The sequence below is a fragment of the Rhizobium sp. Rhizsp42 genome (genome assembly GCF_047304155.1).
In the GTDB taxonomy this organism is placed as follows: Bacteria; Pseudomonadota; Alphaproteobacteria; order Rhizobiales; family Rhizobiaceae; genus Rhizobium.
Map to the genome: position 1 here is coordinate 200,249 of NZ_JBGLYS010000005.1, position 16,643 is coordinate 216,891.

Sequence of the window (16,643 nt, forward strand, 5' to 3'; positions counted from 1 at the left end):
GAACGATGATGAAATTCTGTCTTTCAATCGCACTCGCAGTCGCAAGTATCAGTTTGGGAAGTCATGCGTTCGCCGCGGAAGCGGATATGTCGAAGTTAACGTGTAAGCAAGTTGGCGCCATGCCCGCCGCCAAGACCATCGGCGTCGCCATGTGGGTGAACGGCTATGTTCACGGCAAGGCGGGCAACCCAATGATCGATGGCGAAAAGGCGCACGCCAATGCCGAAAAGGTCGCGACGTACTGCAAAAGCAATCCGACCACCACATTGGCGGATGCGATAGAAGCCGTCAGCAAGTCCTAGCCGCGGCTGGCACTGCGGAAATCCTCAAAGCATCCGAAGCGATACGAAAGGGGCGTCCACATCCGGACGCCCTAGAGGCGGTGAGTGCCGCGAGGGCTTCGTTTCTCTGCTAGAGACGCCGCGGCAAGGCCCGCTTTCGCGGGCCCTGCATCCTCAATCCACCCTTACACCACCACGGTCAGCGGCGGGATGCGCTTGTCGGGGGCGCTGTCCTGTTCCTGCGCTGCCAGGAGGTTGAGCTCGCGGCGTTCGCGTTCGGAGACGATCGCGAGGTCGATGACCTTCTGCAGGTTGGCGGCGTGGCGGAAGGTGGGGTCGTCCTGTTTGCCAGTGCGCACGGCTTCGGCGAAGCGCTGGTAGTTGGTCAGCACCGGCGGCACCTCGATGTCGCGCCAGGTGGCGCTTTCGATATCGTCGCCGAAGCAGCCGCGCAGGTCCGAGCCATCAGGGCGATGGGTGACCTCGAGGCTGCCCTTTTCGCCGTAGATGCGCAGCTTCAGCTCGTTGAGGTGGCCGGTCGCCCAGCGCGTGGCGTGGATGACGCCGAGCGCGCCGTTGGTGAAATCCACCGACATGGTGAAGCTGTCGTTGGCATCCAGCAGATACTCGCCGATCTGGCCGCCCGGCGCCTTGTTGAAGGTCTTCAGGCGGGCGAAGACGTGGTCGATATCGGTCGCCGCACCATAGGCCGCGAAGTCGAGGATGTGGATGCCGACATCGCCGAGCACGCCGTTGGAGCCATGTCCGGTGGACAGGCGCCACAGCCAGCGCGATTCCGTGCGCCAGTCGCCCCAGGCGCGGGAAACGAGCCAGCTCTGGAGGTAGGAGGCTTCGACGTGCCTGATGGTGCCGAGCTCGCCGGCCAAGACCATCTCGCGGGCGCGCTGCAGGGGCGCGACGTTGCGGTATGTCAGGTTGACCATGTTGATGACGCCGGCGGCTTCCGCCGCTTCCGTCATCTCCAGGGCGTGGTCGTAATGCTCGGCCAGCGGCTTTTCGCAGAAGACGTGCTTGCCGGCCGCGATCAGCGCCAGGCTGGTCGCGTAGTGGATGCGATCAGGCGTGACGTTGGTGGCGCTGTCGAATTCGCCCCATTCGATTGCTTCTTCCAACGTGCGGAAGCGCTTTTCGATGTGGAAGTGATCGGCGAATTCGGTCAGCCGTGCGAGATCGGTATCGACCGCGCCGACAACCTCGACGCCATCGATGGCGAGAAAATTGGCGACCTGGTTTTTGGCCATGACGCCCGTGCCAAGAACGAGTAGACGCATTGCTGTTCTCCTCAGCGGTAACCGGCTTCGCCGGCCTGGTGCAGTCTCGGGCCGCGTTCCGTGATCGGCTCCAGCGCCTTCTCGACCGGGACATTCGGGGCATCGGTGATGCTCTTCAGGTCGCCTTCAGGATTATAGGCCCATTTGACGCCATTGATCAGCACCTTCTGGACGTTGGCGTCGTGGTAGGTCGGATAGGTCTCGTGGCCCGGGCGGAAGTAGAAGATGTTGCCGGCGCCGCGGCGCCAGGTGAGGCCGGAGCGGAAGACTTCGCCGCCCTGGAACCAGGAGATGAACACCGTTTCGAGCGGCTCCGGAACGGAGAACTGCTCGCCGTACATCTCTTCATTCTCCAGCACGAAGTTCTCGCCGATGCCGGCAGCGATCGGGTGGCGCTGGTTGATCGTCCAAAGGCGCTCGCGCTCGCCGGCCTCGCGCCACTTCAGCGCGCAGGGCGTGCCCATCAGGCGCTTGAAGATCTTCGAGAAGTGGCCGGAATGCAGGACGAGCAGGCCCATGCCTTCCCATACGCGCTTGGCCACGCGCTCGACGACGACGTCGGAGACGGCGCCGTGATCCTTGTGGCCCCACCAGGTCAGAACGTCTGTCTCGGCGAGCCGGGCTTCGGTGAGGCCGTGTTCCGGCTCCTGCAGCGTCGCCGTGGTGGCGCTGATCGCGGGATCGGTGTTCAGCGCGTTGGCGATCGTCGTGTGCATGCCGTCGGGATAGATGCCGCGGACGATCTCGTTGGTGTTTTCATGGATGTTTTCACCCCATACGATGGTGCGAATAGCCAAGGTCATGCTCCTTCATGCGCGTGGTGGATCGAAACCGTTGGGAAGCGGCCGGGATCCGGTTGTTTGGGTTGGTTTCAGGCGGCGCCCTTCAGGGGGATCCTTTCGAGCGCGCGTCCGGATGGATCGAAACGGTGGATGGCGCCGGCGACAGGCGAAACGCCGAGATTGTCGCCGGGCTGGTGTCGCGAAACGCCGGTTTCGCGAACGACCAGCGGTTCCGGCGTGCCGATGTCGAGATAGACGAAGCTGTCGGAACCGAGGATTTCGGAGTGGATCACCGTGCCCTTCCAGGCGGGCTCGTGGTTGGTGATCTCGATGTGTTCGGCGCGCACGCCGATGGTGTGGGCGTTGTAGGGTGCGGAGAATTCGCCGGTGAGGAAATTCATCTTCGGCGAGCCGATGAAGCCGGCGACGAAGACGGAATTCGGGGTTTCGTAGAGCTCAAGCGGCGTGCCGATCTGCTCGACGACGCCATCACGCAGCACGCAGATGCGGTCGGCGAGCGTCATCGCCTCGACCTGGTCGTGGGTGACGTAGATCATCGTCGTGTCGTGCATGCTGCGGTGAAGCTTGGCGATCTCAAGCCGTGTGGCGACGCGCAGTGCGGCGTCGAGGTTCGACAGCGGCTCGTCGAAAAGGAAGACCTTCGGATCGCGGACGATGGCGCGGCCGATCGCGACGCGCTGGCGCTGGCCACCGGAGAGCTGGCGCGGCAGGCGCTCCAGATAGGGCGAGAGCTGCAGCATGCCGGCTGCCTGTTCGACGCGGGCCTTGCATTCTTCCTTCGTGCGGCCCGACAGTTTCATGCCGAAGGCCATGTTGTCGAAGACGGTCATGTGTGGATAGAGCGCGTAGGATTGGAAGACCATGGCGATGCCGCGCTTGGAGGGCGAGAGCTGGTTTACCGCCTGGCTATCGAAGGAGAGCGTGCCCTCGGAGATATCCTCCAGGCCGGAGATCAATCGCAGAAGCGTGGACTTGCCGCAGCCGGACGGGCCGACGAAGACCATGAATTCACCCTTGCGGATATCCATGGTGACGCCCTTGATGACTTCGAGAGCGCCGAAGCTCTTTCTGATATTGTCGAGTCTAATCTGTGCCATATCGTGCTTTCTTCAACCTTTGACGCCGCCGGCGGTGAGGCCGGAAATGATCCGGCGCTGGAATATGAGCACCAGGACAACGACAGGGACCGTGACGATGACGGATGCCGCCATGATGTTGCCCCACGGAATCTCGAACTGGCTCCCGCCCGACAGGAGGGCGATGGCGACCGGCACGGTTCGCTGCGCGTCCGAAGACGTAAAGGTTAGGGCGAAAAGGAATTCGTTCCAGGCCGTAATGAATGCGAGCAGCCCGGTCGTGACCAAAGCCGGCCACATCAGCGGCATGAAAACCTGCGTAATGATCACCCACGGAGAGGCGCCGTCGACGATCGCCGCTTCCTCGATTTCGATGGGCAGATCGCGCATGAAGGTGGTCAGAACCCATACCGTGAAGGGCAGGGTGAAGATCATGTAGGAGAAGATCAGCGCGAACGGCGTGTTGAAGATGCCGATCCAGCGGATCAATTCGAACAGGCCGGCCAGCACCGCGATCTGCGGGAACATCGAGACCGAGAGGATTGTCAGCATCAGAAGCGCGCGGCCGCGGAAATGCACGCGGGCCAGCGCATAGGATGCGGTGACGGCGAGCAGCAACGAGGCGGCGACGACGCAGACGGCGACCAGCAGCGAATTGCCGAGGCTGTGGATGAAGCTGCCCGTGGTCAGCACGTTGGCGTAGTTCGCGAACGAGATCGAGGTCGGCCAGTATTCGATTGCGAACAGCGCCGTGCCGGATTTGAAGCTGGTCAGGATCGCATAGTAGAAGGGGAAGACCGCGATGATGACTATGACGCCGACGAGGAGATAGAAGAGGGTGTTCTTGGTGGCTGTGAGAAGCATCAGCGTTCACTCCCGCCGAGGTTGACGCGGCCGAGCCACATGTAGAGCACGGTGACGGTGGCAATGAGCAGGAAGAGAACCGTCGAGGCGGTCGCGCCATAGGCGAACTTGTCGAAGTCGAAGAGGTTCTCTCTCGCCATGACCGACATGGTCTTGGTCTGCGCGTTGTTCGGCGTCAGCACGTAGATCAGGTCGAAGATGCGCATCGCGTCGAGCATGCGGAAGATGACGGCGACCATGATTGCCGGGCGGATCAGCGGCAGCGTCAGGCGCCAGAAGACCTTGACCGGATTGATGCCGTCGATCTTGGCGGCCTCGTAGATATCGCCGGGCACCATCTGCAGGCCGGCAAGGATGAGGAGCGCCATGAAGGGCGTGGTCTTCCAGACGTCGACGATCAGAACGGCGATCATCGCGGTTTCAGGATTGGCGGTCCAGGCGATCTTCTGGCTGATCAGGCCGAGCGCCATGAAGAGGTCGTTCAGGATGCCGAACTGGTCGTTGAGCATCCAGGCCCACATCTTGGCCGAGACGATGGTCGGGATCGCCCAGGGGATGAGGATTGCGGCGCGCACGATGCCGCGGCCGACGAACTGGGCGTTCAGCACGAGGGCGACGATGAGGCCGAGCGCGGTCTCGATGGTGACCGAGAGCAGCGTGAACTTGGCGGTGTTCCACACCGCATTCCACCAGGCTGGATCGGCGAGCAGGCCCTTGTAGACAGTGCGGCCGCTCTTCAGCGTGATCCAGGTGAGGTAATTGTCGAAGCCGACGAACTTGGCGTCGCCGAGACTGGTGAGCGAGGCGTTGGTGAAGCTGAAATAGATGGTGCGGAACAGCGGCCAGCCGGCGACGACGGCGAGGATGAACAGCGTCGGCGCCAGGAACATCCAGGCGGAGCGGACGCGGTCGGCCTTCAGGTCCGACGAGGTGGCCCGGGCGCGCGTCTGCGCTTTCAGGCCTTCAGAAACTGCAACTTCACTCATGGGATACCCGCTTCCTGAGACGATTGACGGTGGCGTCCTTCGGAGCGCCGGCAGCGGATAGCCCGCCGCCGGCGCATCGATGGATTACCAGTTGTCGCCCTTGAGCGACGTCAGGTCGGCTTCGAGAAGCTCGAGGTTTTCAGCGGCCGTGCCATTGCCCGACAGCGTGTTGTGGACGGCGGTCCAGAACTTGGCGGAGACCTCGTTGTACTTGACCTTGGCCGAGGCCGAGGGGCGCGGCACGGCGTTTTCGAAGATCGGCTTCCAGTTCGGCATGAAGGGGGCTGCTGCAGCCACATCTTTGTCGTCGTAGAGAGCGGACAGCGTCGGCAGGTTGGAGAGCTCGATGGCGCGCTGCTTCTGGCTTTCCTTGGACGTCAGGAACTTCACGAGTTCGATCGCGACCTCGGGGTTCTGCGAATATTTGGAGACGGCGAGGTTCCAGCCGCCGAGCGTCGAGGACGGCTTGTCGCCATCGGCCGCTGCCGGCAGCGTGGTGACGTCGAACTTGCCCTTCACGGCGCTGTCGGGGCCGTTGCCGAGCGCATAGGCGTAAGGCCAGTTGCGCATGAAGACGGCGTTGCCGGTCTGCCAGACGCCGCGCGATTCTTCTTCCTGGTAGGCGAGCACGCCGCCCGGAGAGATCGTGCCGACCCAGCCCTTGGCGCGCTCGATGGCGGCCGCGGCCTTCTCGTTGTTGATCGAGATGGTGCCATCGGTTTCGATGATCTGGCCGCCGCCGGAGGACTTGATCCATTCCAGCGCGTTGCAAGTCAGTCCTTCATAGGCGTTGCCCTGGAAGACATAGCCCCAGAGGTCCTTCTGGCCGGCTGCGCGTTCCTTGTCCTGGATCTCCTTGGCGGTCGCCGCCATCTCGTCCCAGGTCTTCGGCGGCTGCTTGCCGTATTTGTCGAGCAGGTCCTTGCGGTAGAAGAGGGCGGGCGCGTCGGTGTAGAGCGGCATGGCCACGAGGCGGCCGTTGACCGTCTGCGACTGGATGATCGAGGGGAAGAAATCGCCCACGACGTCCTTGGCGGCATCCTTCAGATCGAGGAACTGGTCGGCCAGCTGCGGCGCCCAGATCACGTCGGTCTGGTAGACGTCGACGTCCTTGTTGCCGGCGGCGAGCCACAGGCGGTACTGCGAGAATTGCTCGGTCGACGAGGACGGCATGGTGACGATGCTGACCTTGTTGCCGGTCGCCTTTTCGAAGGCGTCGAGCTGCTTGCGGAACAGGTCGAGGTTTTTACCGGTGGAGCTTGCAGAGATGCTGATGTTGGCGGCGTAGGACGGCATGGCCACGCCGATGAGCGCGGCCGCGATAACGGCCGTCGTGAAACGAAACTTCATGATCTTCCTCCCAAAAAGAACCATTGCGTCCTCAAATTTGAAAACGATTTGGTTGGAAAAAATTGTCAGAAGCGCGATATCAAGTCAAGCGGGTAGTTTGGTGGCGGCTTTGACCTGCCGAAATTGGCGATTTTCCACTTAAAAACAATGGAATGCGGCAATGCGTGGATGTGGAGAACGTCGGGCGCTGTGTGTCGATTGTGATTGAACATTGAAATCGGTTTGGCTGATGTGCGGTTTTTGTGCCAAATATCGACGGATTGGCTTATAGGGTGTGTTAGGGGTCCAATAGCGGGCGATGAAAGACGTGTCGGTGCATGAAGCTTAGAGAGTTCGCAAAACAGCTCGGATTGTCGCCGACGACGGTCAGCCGCGCGCTGAGCGGCTATCCCGAGGTGAGCGAAGTGACCCGCGCGCGCGTGGCGGAGGAGGCCGTTCGGCTGGGCTACCGGCCGAACGTCAATGCCGTGAGATTGAAGACCGGGCGTGCCGGCGCAATCGGCGTGGTGATGGGGCGGGCGGGCGAGTTTCACTTCGCCGAGTTCATGGCGGGAATGGCCGAGAGGCTGTTGACCGAGGACACCGACATTCTCGTCATTCCGATGGCCGATCCCGATCATAACGACGAGATGCAGCTCTACCGGCGTCTGGTGGAAAGCCAGCGGGTCGATGCGATCATCGTGCATTCGCCGCGGCCGAACGACGAGCGTATCGCACTGCTCCACAAGCTCGGCATGCCGTTTCTGGTCCACGGCCGCTCGGATATCGACGTGCCGCATGCGTGGCTCGACATCGACAACGAGGGTGCGGTGCGTCGCGCCACGTCGCATCTCATCGATCTCGGCCACACTAGGATCGCCATGATCAATGGCCGACCGGGCGCGACCTATGCGCTACATCGTGACAAGGGCTACCGCGAGGCGCTGCAGAGCCGGGGTATCGAACTCGATCCCCAGTTGATCGCCAGCGGCAATTTCACCGACGAGCTCGGCTTCCGCTTTGCCCGCTCGCTGCTTGAACAGTCCAATCCGCCGACCGCGATCGTCGCCGGCTCGATGATGACGGCGCTTGGTGTCTATCGTGCGGTTCGCTCGCTCGGGTTGCAGGTCGGTCGTGAGGTTTCCGTCATTGCCCATGACGATGTGTTTCCCTATCTGACCGCCGACAACATGGCGCCCTCGCTCTCTGCGACACGCTCATCGATGCGCGCGGCGGGCACGCGGTGCGCGGATCTGGTGCTGCAACTGGTGTCCGGCCGGTCGCCGCTCGAGATCCACGAATTGTGGCCGGTCGAGCTCATCCTGCGCGAATCAACGGCGCCGGTGCAGCGCTGATTTTGACGGGCGAGGCAGTTGCTGAGCGCCTGTTTTCTGGATTGCAACCTGAAAGTGGTAAATTATCCCCCGTTTCCGGGCGGATCTGGAAATTTGATTTACGTCCCTCGATAAATTCAGCTGCCAATTGATTGAATTTTTACGATAGGGGACTAATATTACCTATAGTTGCTTATGCAGTCGGCCGGCCCGCTGGTCGATGACGCAACTGTTCCCCTCTGGAGGTTTTGAAGACCTTCATGACTACGGCCACCGTCACGAGCGGTGGCTTTTTTTTGGCCGCGCGATGGCGCTGGCCGTTAGCGGAACTTTGTCGGATGGCCGCCGTTGTTTCCTCAGATGTGCAAAGGAGACAGTTCATGCAGGTCATCGGCACGCAGGTCATTCCAGAGCAGGGCGGTAGACGAGGATTTACTGTCGAGTTCGTCGGCAAGGGCGGCGAGGTCGTGTCCGTGCTGTTGCGCAAGGACATGGATCGGACGCTGACGTCGAACAATGCGATCGATCGGGCCAAGGCCGTCATGGGCGAGTTGGCGTCGTTCGACGAGACCGCCGCGCTTTCGAGCGTGGAAACAGGCGCGGCGCAGCCAAGCGCCCGGGCGGCCGGCGATGTGGACGAAATGGAGGATCAGCTTGCGCAGGGGCTGGAGGACAGCTTTCCGGCAAGCGATCCGGTTTCGGTCACTTCATCCGCCATTCCGACGGGCAAGGTGCGCAAGCACTAGATTGCTTGCTGCGCGCCCGGGATCGCGCAGGCCTCACCGCCGCCAAACATGCGAGAGCGGGTGAGGAAGCGCTTTTCCCGGCCATTGTCCAGCGAGAACATTCCGCCGCGACCGGCAACGACGTCGATGATCAGCTGCGTGTGCTTCCAGGCTTCGAACTGGCTGGCGCTGATGTAGACCGGGGCGCCCGATATTTCGCCAAGCTTCACGTCATGGTCACCAACGATGAAATCATCGGCCGGGTAGCACATGGGCGAAGAGCCGTCGCAGCAGCCGCCGGACTGATGGAAGAGGATATCGGGATAATCACGCCTGATTTCGTCGATCAAGGCGACGGCGGCGTCAGTTGCGAGAACGCGGGGTTCTCCGTTGACTGTGGTGTCCATTGTTTCCTCCCAAATGGTCCCGCTCCCACATCATATCGTTCCCTCAAACGAAAATCCCCTCCCTTGTCAGGGAGGGGTTTGGGAGGGGTGTTGCGGATGCCCTCCCTGCTGTCGAAAAGGCTCAGAAGAAACCGAGCTTCTTTTCGCTGTAGCTGACCAGCATGTTCTTGGTCTGCTGATAGTGGTCGAGCATCATCTTGTGGGTCTCGCGGCCGATGCCGGATTGCTTGTAGCCGCCGAAGGCCGCGTGGGCCGGGTAGGCGTGGTAGCAATTGGTCCAGACGCGGCCGGCCTGGATTTCACGGCCGAAGCGATAGGCGCGGTTGCCGTTGCGGGTCCAGACACCGGCGCCGAGGCCATAGAGCGTGTCGTTGGCGATCGACAGCGCTTCGGCTTCGTCCTTGAAGGTGGTGACCGACACGACCGGGCCAAAGATCTCTTCCTGGAACACGCGCATCTTGTTGTGGCCGGCAAAGATCGTCGGCTTGATGTAGTAGCCGCTTGCCAGTTCGCCGCCGAGGTCGTTGCGCGAGCCGCCGGTAAGCACTTTTGCGCCTTCCTGCTTGCCGATGTCGAGATAGGCGAGGATCTTCTCCATCTGCTCGTTGGAGGCCTGGGCGCCGATCATCGTGGCACTATCGAGCGGGTTGCCCTGCACGATGGCTTCGACGCGCTTGACGGCGCGTTCCATGAAGCGGTCGTAGATCTTTTCATGCACCAGCGCGCGGCTCGGGCATGTGCAGACCTCGCCCTGGTTCAGCGCGAACATCGCAAAGCCTTCCAGCGCCTTGTCGAAGAAGTCGTCGTCCTCGTCGGCCACGTCGGCGAAGAAGATGTTGGGTGACTTGCCGCCGAGTTCCAGCGTGACAGGGATCAGGTTCTGGCTGGCATATTGCATGATCAGCCGGCCCGTCGTGGTTTCGCCGGTAAAGGCGATCTTGGCGATGCGTGGGCTGGATGCCAGCGGCTTGCCGGCTTCGAGGCCGAAACCGTTGACGATGTTGAGAACGCCTGGTGGTAGCAGGTCGCCGATGATTTCGGCCCAGACGAGCAGCGAGGCAGGGGTCTGTTCAGCTGGCTTGATGACGACGCAGTTGCCGGCGGCAAGCGCGGGCGCCAGCTTCCAGGCAGCCATCAGGATCGGGAAGTTCCAGGGAATGATCTGGCCGACGACGCCGAGCGGTTCATGGAAGTGATAGGCGACAGTGTCGTTGTCGATCTCGCCGATCGAGCCTTCCTGGGCGCGCACGCAGGAGGCGAAGTAACGGAAGTGGTCGATGGCGAGCGGAATGTCGGCGGCCATGGTTTCGCGGATCGGCTTGCCGTTGTCCCAGGTCTCGGCCTGCGCCAGAACTTCCAGCTTGTCCTCCATCCGCTGGGCGATCTTCATCAGGATATTGGCGCGCTCGGTGACCGAGGTGCGGGCCCACTTGTCCTTGGCGGCATGGGCGGCATCGAGCGCTGCGTTGATGTCCTTTTCGCTGGAGCGGGGAATTTCGCAGAGCTTGCCGCCGGTGACCGGGGTGATGTTGTCGAAATACTTGCCTTCGATCGGCTCGCGCCATTCGCCGCCGATATAGTTCCCGTATTTCAGCTTGAATGGCGACTCGACGATTTTCTGATGCAGCATGTCATCCTCCCTTGAGATGAGCCAGGTTCGGACGTGAACCCGTGGGAGGAAATCTGCGCGTCTTTTGTGTCGAGATACAGCGGCACCGAGCAATACCGCAGCGCACAGTGTCGCATCGCTGCTACATCAGTGCCGGCTACAACAGGGTCAATGCAGATTGAGCTTCTTCATCTTGCGATGCAGCGTGGCGCGGCTCATGCCGAGCGCGATCGCCGCCTGCGAGACGTTGCCGCTGGAGCGGGTCAGCGCCCTCAGCAATGCCGCGCGTTCGGCCTCGATGAGGTCCTCGTCGTCGGACATGCGGGTCTCATGCAGGGCATCGGCGGCAGGAATGCCGGCGGCGATGCTGCGGTCGTCGAGCTTCAGCGCCAGGCGCGCGGCGCGGGTGGCGCCGAGCACGAGATCGTGGCGATCGACGGCGAGGAGGGCGGCCGCCGGGTTGGCGCCTGCGGGCACCATCACGAAGCGGGCGCCGGCATAGGCGCTGCGGAAGAGGTTGATCTCGATGCGCATGGCGGCGTCGCGCACCATCTGCGCGAGGATGCCGAGCGTCATCTCGTTGACGTCGTCGCGGCAGGTGGAGATGTCGAGTGCTGCCGCGAGTTGCCCGCGATGATCGCGGATCGGCGAGGTCGTGCAGCTGAGCTTGATGTTGGAGCAGAAGAAGTGCTGGTCGCGGAAGATCGAGACCGAGCGCTCGTCTGCCAGCGCCGTGCCGATTCCGTTGGTGCCGATACTGGCTTCCGTCCAGACCGAGCCGGTCCAGAGGCCGAGATCGTGAAACTCCTTGTCGTCACCGATCGCGCCGCGGCGCTCGAGTGCGATGCCGTCGCGGTCTGTCAAAAGCAGGCAGCAGCCGGCTTTTCCAGCGGTCGTGAACAGCCGGTCGAGCTCGTCGGTGGCGTTGGCGATCAGTTGCTCGGATTGTTCGCGGGCCCGCTTGAACTCCTGGTCCATGAGGCGGAGCGGGGTGCGCCGCTCTTCCGGCGCCAGCTGGTGCATGGCGATGCAACGGCGCCACGAGGCGACCACCGAAGAACTTGCCGCGGCTGAATCGCGCTGCGTGCACGTATAGACATGCTCCGCATGGGCAGAGTGTTCGTGCATCGGGGTTCCTCCCATCAAAGAGCTGCAGCTCCTACCACCACAGATCATCGACAGGAGTGTGACGAAAACTAATGTTCTTGGCAACTCGCGGCAATGTGAGCGGTTGCTTGGATTTCACGGCGCGGATCGCACCTGTCTCAGATTTGCGACAGTTGGCCATTGACGGATGTGCGGAACTTTCCTGCCGCTGCGCTGTTTCTGCTCCAATCGGCAAGGGAGGCAGGTTTCGATGACGCATGTCCGCAAGACCGAGCAGAAACGCAGCCATTTCGACGCGCGCGACAGGCTGATCATCGCGCTCTACGCGCAGCTGAAGGCCGAGCGCGAGACCCGCGAGACGCTGGAGTGGGTGATCCGCCACGGCGCGCTGTCGAGCGAGGTGCTGGAGGCGATCGCTGGCGATCCGGTTCCCGTCGTCACCAGCGACGACATCGCTTCAGTGGAAAAGATCGTGGCGCTGGATCAGCGGCGGCGCAACAAGGGGCGGGGAGAATAGACATGGCCGCGCGGGCAAGCTGGAAGGGGCATCTGAAGGTGGGCGATCTCGTCTGCGCGGTGGGGCTCTACACCGCTGTATCGGTTGCCGACCGCATCTCCTTCAACATCATCAATCGCAAGACCGGCCATCGCGTCGAGCGCCAGTTCGTTGATAGCGAGACGGGAAAGCCGGTGGAGCGCGACGACCAGGTGAAGGGCTACCGCCTGGATAGCGGCGACTACGTCATGATCGAGGGTGAGGAGCTCGCCGCATTCGCGCCCGAGAGCGACAAGCTTCTGACGGTGCAAGGCTTCGTTCCCTACGACGAGATCAACAAGCTCTATTTCGACCGGCCCTATTACCTGGCGCCCGTCAACGAGGACGATGAGGAGGCGCTGGCGCTGATCGCGCGGGCGATGCGCGACCAGAAGGTTGCCGCACTCGGGGAGGCCGTGCTGTTTCGCAAGACGCGGACGGTACTGATCCGGCCGCAGGACGACTGCATCGTCGCGACCACGCTGAACTACGACTACGAGGTGCGCAACGCCGAGACGGTGTTCAAGGATATTCCCGACATCAAGTTCGACAAGGAAATGATCGAGCTCGCCGGCCATATCATCGGTACCAAAAAGGGCAGCTTCAATCCTCGGGATTACGAGGATCGCTATGAGGCAGCTCTTGCCGAACTGGTGCAGGCAAAGATCGAGGGCAGGGCGCTGCCCAAGCGCAAGGCCGAGCCGAAGGGCAAGGTGATCGACCTGATGGAGGCGCTGCGCGAGAGCGCGAAGATGAGCGGCAAGACGAGCGGGAAAGCGGCGGGCAAGACCGCTGCCAAGAGCGCCGCGCGCGGTAACGGCGGCTCGAAGAAGGCGAGCTGACCATGGCGCTCGAAACCTATCACGCCAAGCGCGACTTCAAGCGGACGCCGGAGCCGCGCGGCGGAAAACATGCCAGTGCGGCGCGCGACAGCAATGCGCTGAGCTTCGTGATCCAGAAGCACGACGCGACACGGCTGCATTACGACTTCCGGCTGGAAATGGACGGGGTGCTGAAGAGCTGGGCGGTGACGCGCGGGCCGAGCCTCAACCCCGACGACAAGCGTCTGGCGGTGCATGTGGAAGACCACCCGCTCGACTATGGCGACTTCGAGGGCATCATTCCAAAGGGAGAGTATGGCGGCGGCACCGTCATCGTCTGGGATCGCGGCACATGGGCGCCGCATGGCGACATGCACAAGGCCTACAAGAAGGGCCACATGGAGTTCGACCTCGATGGCGACAAGCTGAAGGGTCGCTGGCATCTGGTGCGGATGCACGGCAAGCCCGGCGAAACCAGGGAGAACTGGCTGCTGATCAAGGCCGAGGACGAGGAGGCGCGCGCCAAGGGCAATATCCTGAAGCTGCGGCCCGAATCGGCAAAGACCGGCCGGAAGATCGAAGAGGTGGCCAAGAATCCGGATGCCGCGTGGCACTCACGCCCGAAGGGGGCGGGGAGCGCGAATGGCAGCAAGGCGTCCGTTCCCCGACCGAAGGCCGCGAAGGCCAAGGCAGCTTCGCGCCAATGGCCGGATGGAGCGGTCAAGGCTGATCTGCCTGATTTCATCGAGCCGGCGCTTGCCAAGCTGAAGCCGAAGCCGCCTGCCGGCGAGGAGTGGGTGCACGAGATCAAGTTCGACGGCTATCGGCTGCAGATCAGGATTGACCGCGGCAAGGTGACGATGCTGACCCGCACGGGCCTGGACTGGACGGAGCGGTTTGGGGAGACGCTTGCGAGGGCATTCTCGGAGCTACCGGTGCAATCCGCTTTGATCGACGGTGAAGTGGTGGTCGAGCGTGACAATGGCGCTTCGGATTTCTCCGCGCTGCAGAGCGATCTCAGCGAGGGCCGCAAGGATCGCTTCGTGTTCTACGCCTTCGACCTTCTGCATCTCGATGGGCATGACATGCGCGAGGTGTCGTTGCTCTCGCGTAAGGCCTTGCTGGAAACGCTTCTGGCTCCCGATGATCCGACGCTGCGCTACAGCAGCCATTTCACGGAGAAGGGGTCTTTGGTGCTCGACCACGCCTGCGGGCTGGGGCTGGAGGGCGTGATTTCCAAGCGCGGCGACAGCACCCATAGCTCGGGGCGCACCGGCGAGTGGATCAAGTCCAAATGCTCGAAGCGGCAGGAGTTCGTGATCGGCGGCTTCGTGCCGTCGACGGCGACGAAGAACGCCATCGGGTCACTGGCCATGGGCTATTACAAGGGCGGCAAGCTGCACTATGTCGGGCGGGTCGGCACCGGATTTTCGGTCGCGGCGGCCAAGATGCTGCACGATCGTCTTTCCGAGGACCGGCAGACGAAAACAGCTTTCCACGATGCGCTTTCGGCCGAGGCGAGGCGCGGGCTTGTCCACGTCAAGCCGAAGCTTGTGGCCGATGTGGAGTTTCAGGCATGGTCGGCGGACGGCAATCTGCGGCATGCGGCATTTCGCGGGCTGCGCGAGGACAAGGCGGCGGGGGATGTGATGCGCGAGACCGAGAAAAGCAAGGCCGAGCCGGCGCCGCAATCGAGCGTCACGCTCACCCATCCCGATCGCATCTACTGGCCGGACGAGGGTGTCACCAAGCAGGGACTTTCGGATTATTACGCGCAGGTCTGGCGCTTCATGGAGCCGTTCGTGATCAACCGCCCGCTGGCGCTGCTGCGCTGCCCTGATGGTATTGCCGGGCATCAGCGCTTCTTCCAGAAGCATGCCTGGAAGGGGATGAACGCCCATATCGAGGAGATCGCGGACCCGAAGGACAGGGGTGGTGAAAAGCTGCTGCGTATCGCTGATTTCGACGGGCTTGTCGCACTCGTGCAATCGGCGGTGCTGGAGATCCACCCCTGGGGTGCGACGACCGCGAGCTTTGAGAAGCCCGACATGATCACCATGGATCTTGATCCGGCCGATGATGTCGCCTGGGCCGAGGTGATCGCGGCGGCTGAAGAGCTTAAACAGCGGCTCGAGGCGGCGGGGCTGGCGGCCTTCGTCAAGACTTCCGGCGGCAAGGGTCTCCATGTGGTGACGCCGCTGAAGCCGAAGGCCGGGTGGGTGCAGGTCAAGGCCTTCGCGAAGGCGCTGGCGGACGCGATGACGAAAGACCAGCCGGACAAATATCTGGCGACCGCCACCAAGGCGAAGCGCAACGGCAAGATCTTCATTGATTATCTCCGCAACGGCCGCGGCAACACCGCCGTCGCCGCCTATTCGACCCGCGCGCGGCCGGGCGCTGCCGTATCGATGCCGCTCGATTGGAGCGAGCTGACGGAGGAGATCGGCGCCGCCTATTTCACGGTCGACAACACGCCGTCGCGGATGAATTCGCTGGCAAGCGATCCCTGGGCGGATTTCTTCAAGGCCGCCGCGCCGCTTGAAAAGCGCAAGTGAGGAGATGCCGACGTTCGCGCCGGGCTAGTGCTTCGGCCGTCCGCCATCCTTGGCGATGCTCTTCTTCAGCGCGTCCATGATGTTGACGACGTTGCCGGTGGATTTGACCGGCGTGCGCTTCGATGCCGCCACAGGTTTTGGAAGGCTCTTCTGCTTGGCGCGGATCATCGCCCTTATGCGCTTCTGCACGGGATCGGTCACCATCGAGGGCTTCCACTCCTCTGTGCGGTCCTTCACCAGCTTGCTCATCAGCGCCAGCACCTTCTGATCCGTCTTGGCGGTAAGATCGACCGTTCCGGCCGGCTCGCGCACCTCGTCGCCGAAATGCAGCGTCCAGAGCACGATGCCCTTGCCCTGCGGCTCGAGCAGCACGGCGCGTTCGCGGCGGTAAAGCACGAGGCGTGCGATGCCCACGACATCGTTTGCCTTCATCGCCTCGCGGATGACGCAGAAGGCCTCGACGCCGACCTTGTCTTCCGGCGCCAGGAAGTGCGGCTTGTCGTACCAGATCCAATCGATCGAGCCGCGCGGCACGAAGCTCGATATGTCGATGGTGCGCGTGCTCTCCAGCCCGACCTCGCTGATCTCGTCATCCTCGAGGATCACGTAATCGTCTTCGCCGCGCGGATAGCCCTTGACCTGATCCTTGTCCGAGATCGGCTTGTGGGTGACGCTGTCGACGTAGCGGCTTTCGACGCGATTTCTGGTCTTGCGGTTCAGCACATGAAACCGCAGCTGGTTACTGTCAGTGGTCGCCGGCGTCAGCGATACCGACGCGGTCACGAGCGACAGCTTGAGATAACCCTTCCAATAGGTCTGACGCGCCATCCGATGCCGGCGCCTACGCGCCCCTCCAAGCCGCAATGCGGCGATCCAGCTTCAACGGTCGGAATGCAGATTTTGTTCCCTCGATTGGTGC

General features: G+C 62.5%; 16 protein-coding genes. 6 read left to right on the forward strand and 10 right to left on the reverse strand.

Translation table 11 applies throughout. The annotated features are described in order from the left end of the window. Nucleotides 1-5 precede the first annotated feature (5 nt). Nucleotides 6-302: an HdeA/HdeB family chaperone gene (locus ACCD05_RS08170; RefSeq protein WP_413392057.1), complete on the forward strand. Its 297-nt coding sequence runs from the start codon at nucleotides 6-8 to the stop codon at nucleotides 300-302. Between the two features lie 164 nt (nucleotides 303-466). On the opposite strand, the gene ACCD05_RS08175 is transcribed toward ACCD05_RS08170, so the two are convergent. The 6 genes from ACCD05_RS08175 to ACCD05_RS08200 all read right to left on the reverse strand — a co-directional run bounded on the left by ACCD05_RS08175 (nucleotide 467) and on the right by ACCD05_RS08200 (nucleotide 6,652). Beyond that, entirely contained in the window at nucleotides 467-1,573 is a 1,107-nt protein-coding gene (locus ACCD05_RS08175) for a Gfo/Idh/MocA family protein (RefSeq protein ID WP_111562163.1), read from the reverse strand. 11 nt (nucleotides 1,574-1,584) lie between these two features. After that, the gene (locus tag ACCD05_RS08180; protein WP_112822199.1) at nucleotides 1,585-2,370 is read right to left on the reverse strand and encodes a ThuA domain-containing protein; all 786 of its coding nucleotides are present in this window, start codon (nucleotides 2,368-2,370) and stop codon (nucleotides 1,585-1,587) included. A gap of 74 nt (nucleotides 2,371-2,444) precedes the next feature. Then, nucleotides 2,445-3,473, reverse strand: a complete 1,029-nt coding sequence (locus ACCD05_RS08185; protein ID WP_413392058.1) for an ABC transporter ATP-binding protein — start codon at nucleotides 3,471-3,473, stop codon at nucleotides 2,445-2,447. 12 nt (nucleotides 3,474-3,485) lie between these two features. Then, the gene (locus ACCD05_RS08190) at nucleotides 3,486-4,316 is read right to left on the reverse strand and encodes a carbohydrate ABC transporter permease (protein WP_018897486.1); all 831 of its coding nucleotides are present in this window, start codon (nucleotides 4,314-4,316) and stop codon (nucleotides 3,486-3,488) included. Next, nucleotides 4,316-5,302, reverse strand: a complete 987-nt coding sequence (locus ACCD05_RS08195; RefSeq protein ID WP_413392059.1) for a carbohydrate ABC transporter permease — start codon at nucleotides 5,300-5,302, stop codon at nucleotides 4,316-4,318. Before ACCD05_RS08195 ends, ACCD05_RS08190 begins: the two co-directional genes overlap by 1 nt. A gap of 84 nt (nucleotides 5,303-5,386) precedes the next feature. After that, nucleotides 5,387-6,652 (reverse strand): ABC transporter substrate-binding protein, encoded by a 1,266-nt coding sequence (locus ACCD05_RS08200; RefSeq protein WP_413392060.1) that lies wholly within the window; start codon nucleotides 6,650-6,652, stop codon nucleotides 5,387-5,389. Nucleotides 6,653-6,969: 317 nt separating this feature from the next. On the opposite strand from ACCD05_RS08200, the gene ACCD05_RS08205 reads away from it, so the two are divergent. Both ACCD05_RS08205 and ACCD05_RS08210 read left to right on the forward strand, forming a co-directional pair. Beyond that, nucleotides 6,970-7,986 (forward strand): substrate-binding domain-containing protein, encoded by a 1,017-nt coding sequence (locus ACCD05_RS08205; protein ID WP_413392061.1) that lies wholly within the window; start codon nucleotides 6,970-6,972, stop codon nucleotides 7,984-7,986. 359 nt (nucleotides 7,987-8,345) lie between these two features. Beyond that, nucleotides 8,346-8,711, forward strand: a complete 366-nt coding sequence (locus ACCD05_RS08210) for a hypothetical protein (protein ID WP_018897490.1) — start codon at nucleotides 8,346-8,348, stop codon at nucleotides 8,709-8,711. Here the strand turns inward: ACCD05_RS08210 and ACCD05_RS08215 are convergent. The 3 genes from ACCD05_RS08215 to ACCD05_RS08225 form a co-directional block, all read right to left on the reverse strand. Beyond that, nucleotides 8,708-9,097 (reverse strand): DUF779 domain-containing protein, encoded by a 390-nt coding sequence (locus ACCD05_RS08215; RefSeq protein WP_413392062.1) that lies wholly within the window; start codon nucleotides 9,095-9,097, stop codon nucleotides 8,708-8,710. The two genes, ACCD05_RS08210 and ACCD05_RS08215, sit on opposite strands and share 4 nt — an antisense overlap. A gap of 121 nt (nucleotides 9,098-9,218) precedes the next feature. Then, nucleotides 9,219-10,727: an aldehyde dehydrogenase gene (gene adh, locus ACCD05_RS08220; RefSeq protein WP_018897492.1), complete on the reverse strand. Its 1,509-nt coding sequence runs from the start codon at nucleotides 10,725-10,727 to the stop codon at nucleotides 9,219-9,221. A gap of 147 nt (nucleotides 10,728-10,874) precedes the next feature. Further along, nucleotides 10,875-11,834: a helix-turn-helix domain-containing protein gene (locus ACCD05_RS08225; protein WP_047505916.1), complete on the reverse strand. Its 960-nt coding sequence runs from the start codon at nucleotides 11,832-11,834 to the stop codon at nucleotides 10,875-10,877. Between the two features lie 229 nt (nucleotides 11,835-12,063). Between ACCD05_RS08225 and ACCD05_RS08230 the strand changes: the two genes are divergently transcribed. The 3 genes from ACCD05_RS08230 to ligD are packed head-to-tail and all read left to right on the forward strand — an operon-like array spanning nucleotide 12,064 to nucleotide 15,724. Then, nucleotides 12,064-12,330, forward strand: a complete 267-nt coding sequence (locus ACCD05_RS08230) for a hypothetical protein (protein ID WP_413392063.1) — start codon at nucleotides 12,064-12,066, stop codon at nucleotides 12,328-12,330. 2 nt (nucleotides 12,331-12,332) lie between these two features. Next, complete coding sequence (locus ACCD05_RS08235) at nucleotides 12,333-13,190, forward strand: Ku protein (protein ID WP_413392064.1); 858 nt, start codon at nucleotides 12,333-12,335, stop codon at nucleotides 13,188-13,190. A 2-nt stretch (nucleotides 13,191-13,192) separates the two neighbouring features. Beyond that, complete coding sequence (ligD, locus tag ACCD05_RS08240; protein WP_413392065.1) at nucleotides 13,193-15,724, forward strand: DNA ligase D; 2,532 nt, start codon at nucleotides 13,193-13,195, stop codon at nucleotides 15,722-15,724. 24 nt (nucleotides 15,725-15,748) lie between these two features. On the opposite strand, the gene ACCD05_RS08245 is transcribed toward ligD, so the two are convergent. Further along, complete coding sequence (locus ACCD05_RS08245; protein ID WP_413392066.1) at nucleotides 15,749-16,552, reverse strand: Ku protein; 804 nt, start codon at nucleotides 16,550-16,552, stop codon at nucleotides 15,749-15,751. Nucleotides 16,553-16,643: the final 91 nt, after the last annotated feature.

What these genes read in the sequence shown, in the direction of transcription:
- ACCD05_RS08170 (WP_413392057.1), top strand. Translation starts at nt 6, where the DNA reads ATGATGAAATTCTGTCTTTCAATCGCACTCGCAGTCGCAAGTATCAGT.
- ACCD05_RS08175 (WP_111562163.1), bottom strand. Translation starts at nt 1,573, where the DNA reads ATGCGTCTACTCGTTCTTGGCACGGGCGTCATGGCCAAAAACCAGGTC.
- ACCD05_RS08185 (WP_413392058.1), bottom strand. Translation starts at nt 3,473, where the DNA reads ATGGCACAGATTAGACTCGACAATATCAGAAAGAGCTTCGGCGCTCTC.
- ACCD05_RS08190 (WP_018897486.1), bottom strand. Translation starts at nt 4,316, where the DNA reads ATGCTTCTCACAGCCACCAAGAACACCCTCTTCTATCTCCTCGTCGGC.
- ACCD05_RS08195 (WP_413392059.1), bottom strand. Translation starts at nt 5,302, where the DNA reads ATGAGTGAAGTTGCAGTTTCTGAAGGCCTGAAAGCGCAGACGCGCGCC.
- ACCD05_RS08200 (WP_413392060.1), bottom strand. Translation starts at nt 6,652, where the DNA reads ATGAAGTTTCGTTTCACGACGGCCGTTATCGCGGCCGCGCTCATCGGC.
- ACCD05_RS08205 (WP_413392061.1), top strand. Translation starts at nt 6,970, where the DNA reads ATGAAGCTTAGAGAGTTCGCAAAACAGCTCGGATTGTCGCCGACGACG.
- ACCD05_RS08210 (WP_018897490.1), top strand. Translation starts at nt 8,346, where the DNA reads ATGCAGGTCATCGGCACGCAGGTCATTCCAGAGCAGGGCGGTAGACGA.
- ACCD05_RS08215 (WP_413392062.1), bottom strand. Translation starts at nt 9,097, where the DNA reads ATGGACACCACAGTCAACGGAGAACCCCGCGTTCTCGCAACTGACGCC.
- adh (WP_018897492.1), bottom strand. Translation starts at nt 10,727, where the DNA reads ATGCTGCATCAGAAAATCGTCGAGTCGCCATTCAAGCTGAAATACGGG.
- ACCD05_RS08225 (WP_047505916.1), bottom strand. Translation starts at nt 11,834, where the DNA reads ATGCACGAACACTCTGCCCATGCGGAGCATGTCTATACGTGCACGCAG.
- ACCD05_RS08230 (WP_413392063.1), top strand. Translation starts at nt 12,064, where the DNA reads ATGACGCATGTCCGCAAGACCGAGCAGAAACGCAGCCATTTCGACGCG.
- ACCD05_RS08235 (WP_413392064.1), top strand. Translation starts at nt 12,333, where the DNA reads ATGGCCGCGCGGGCAAGCTGGAAGGGGCATCTGAAGGTGGGCGATCTC.
- ligD (WP_413392065.1), top strand. Translation starts at nt 13,193, where the DNA reads ATGGCGCTCGAAACCTATCACGCCAAGCGCGACTTCAAGCGGACGCCG.
- ACCD05_RS08245 (WP_413392066.1), bottom strand. Translation starts at nt 16,552, where the DNA reads ATGGCGCGTCAGACCTATTGGAAGGGTTATCTCAAGCTGTCGCTCGTG.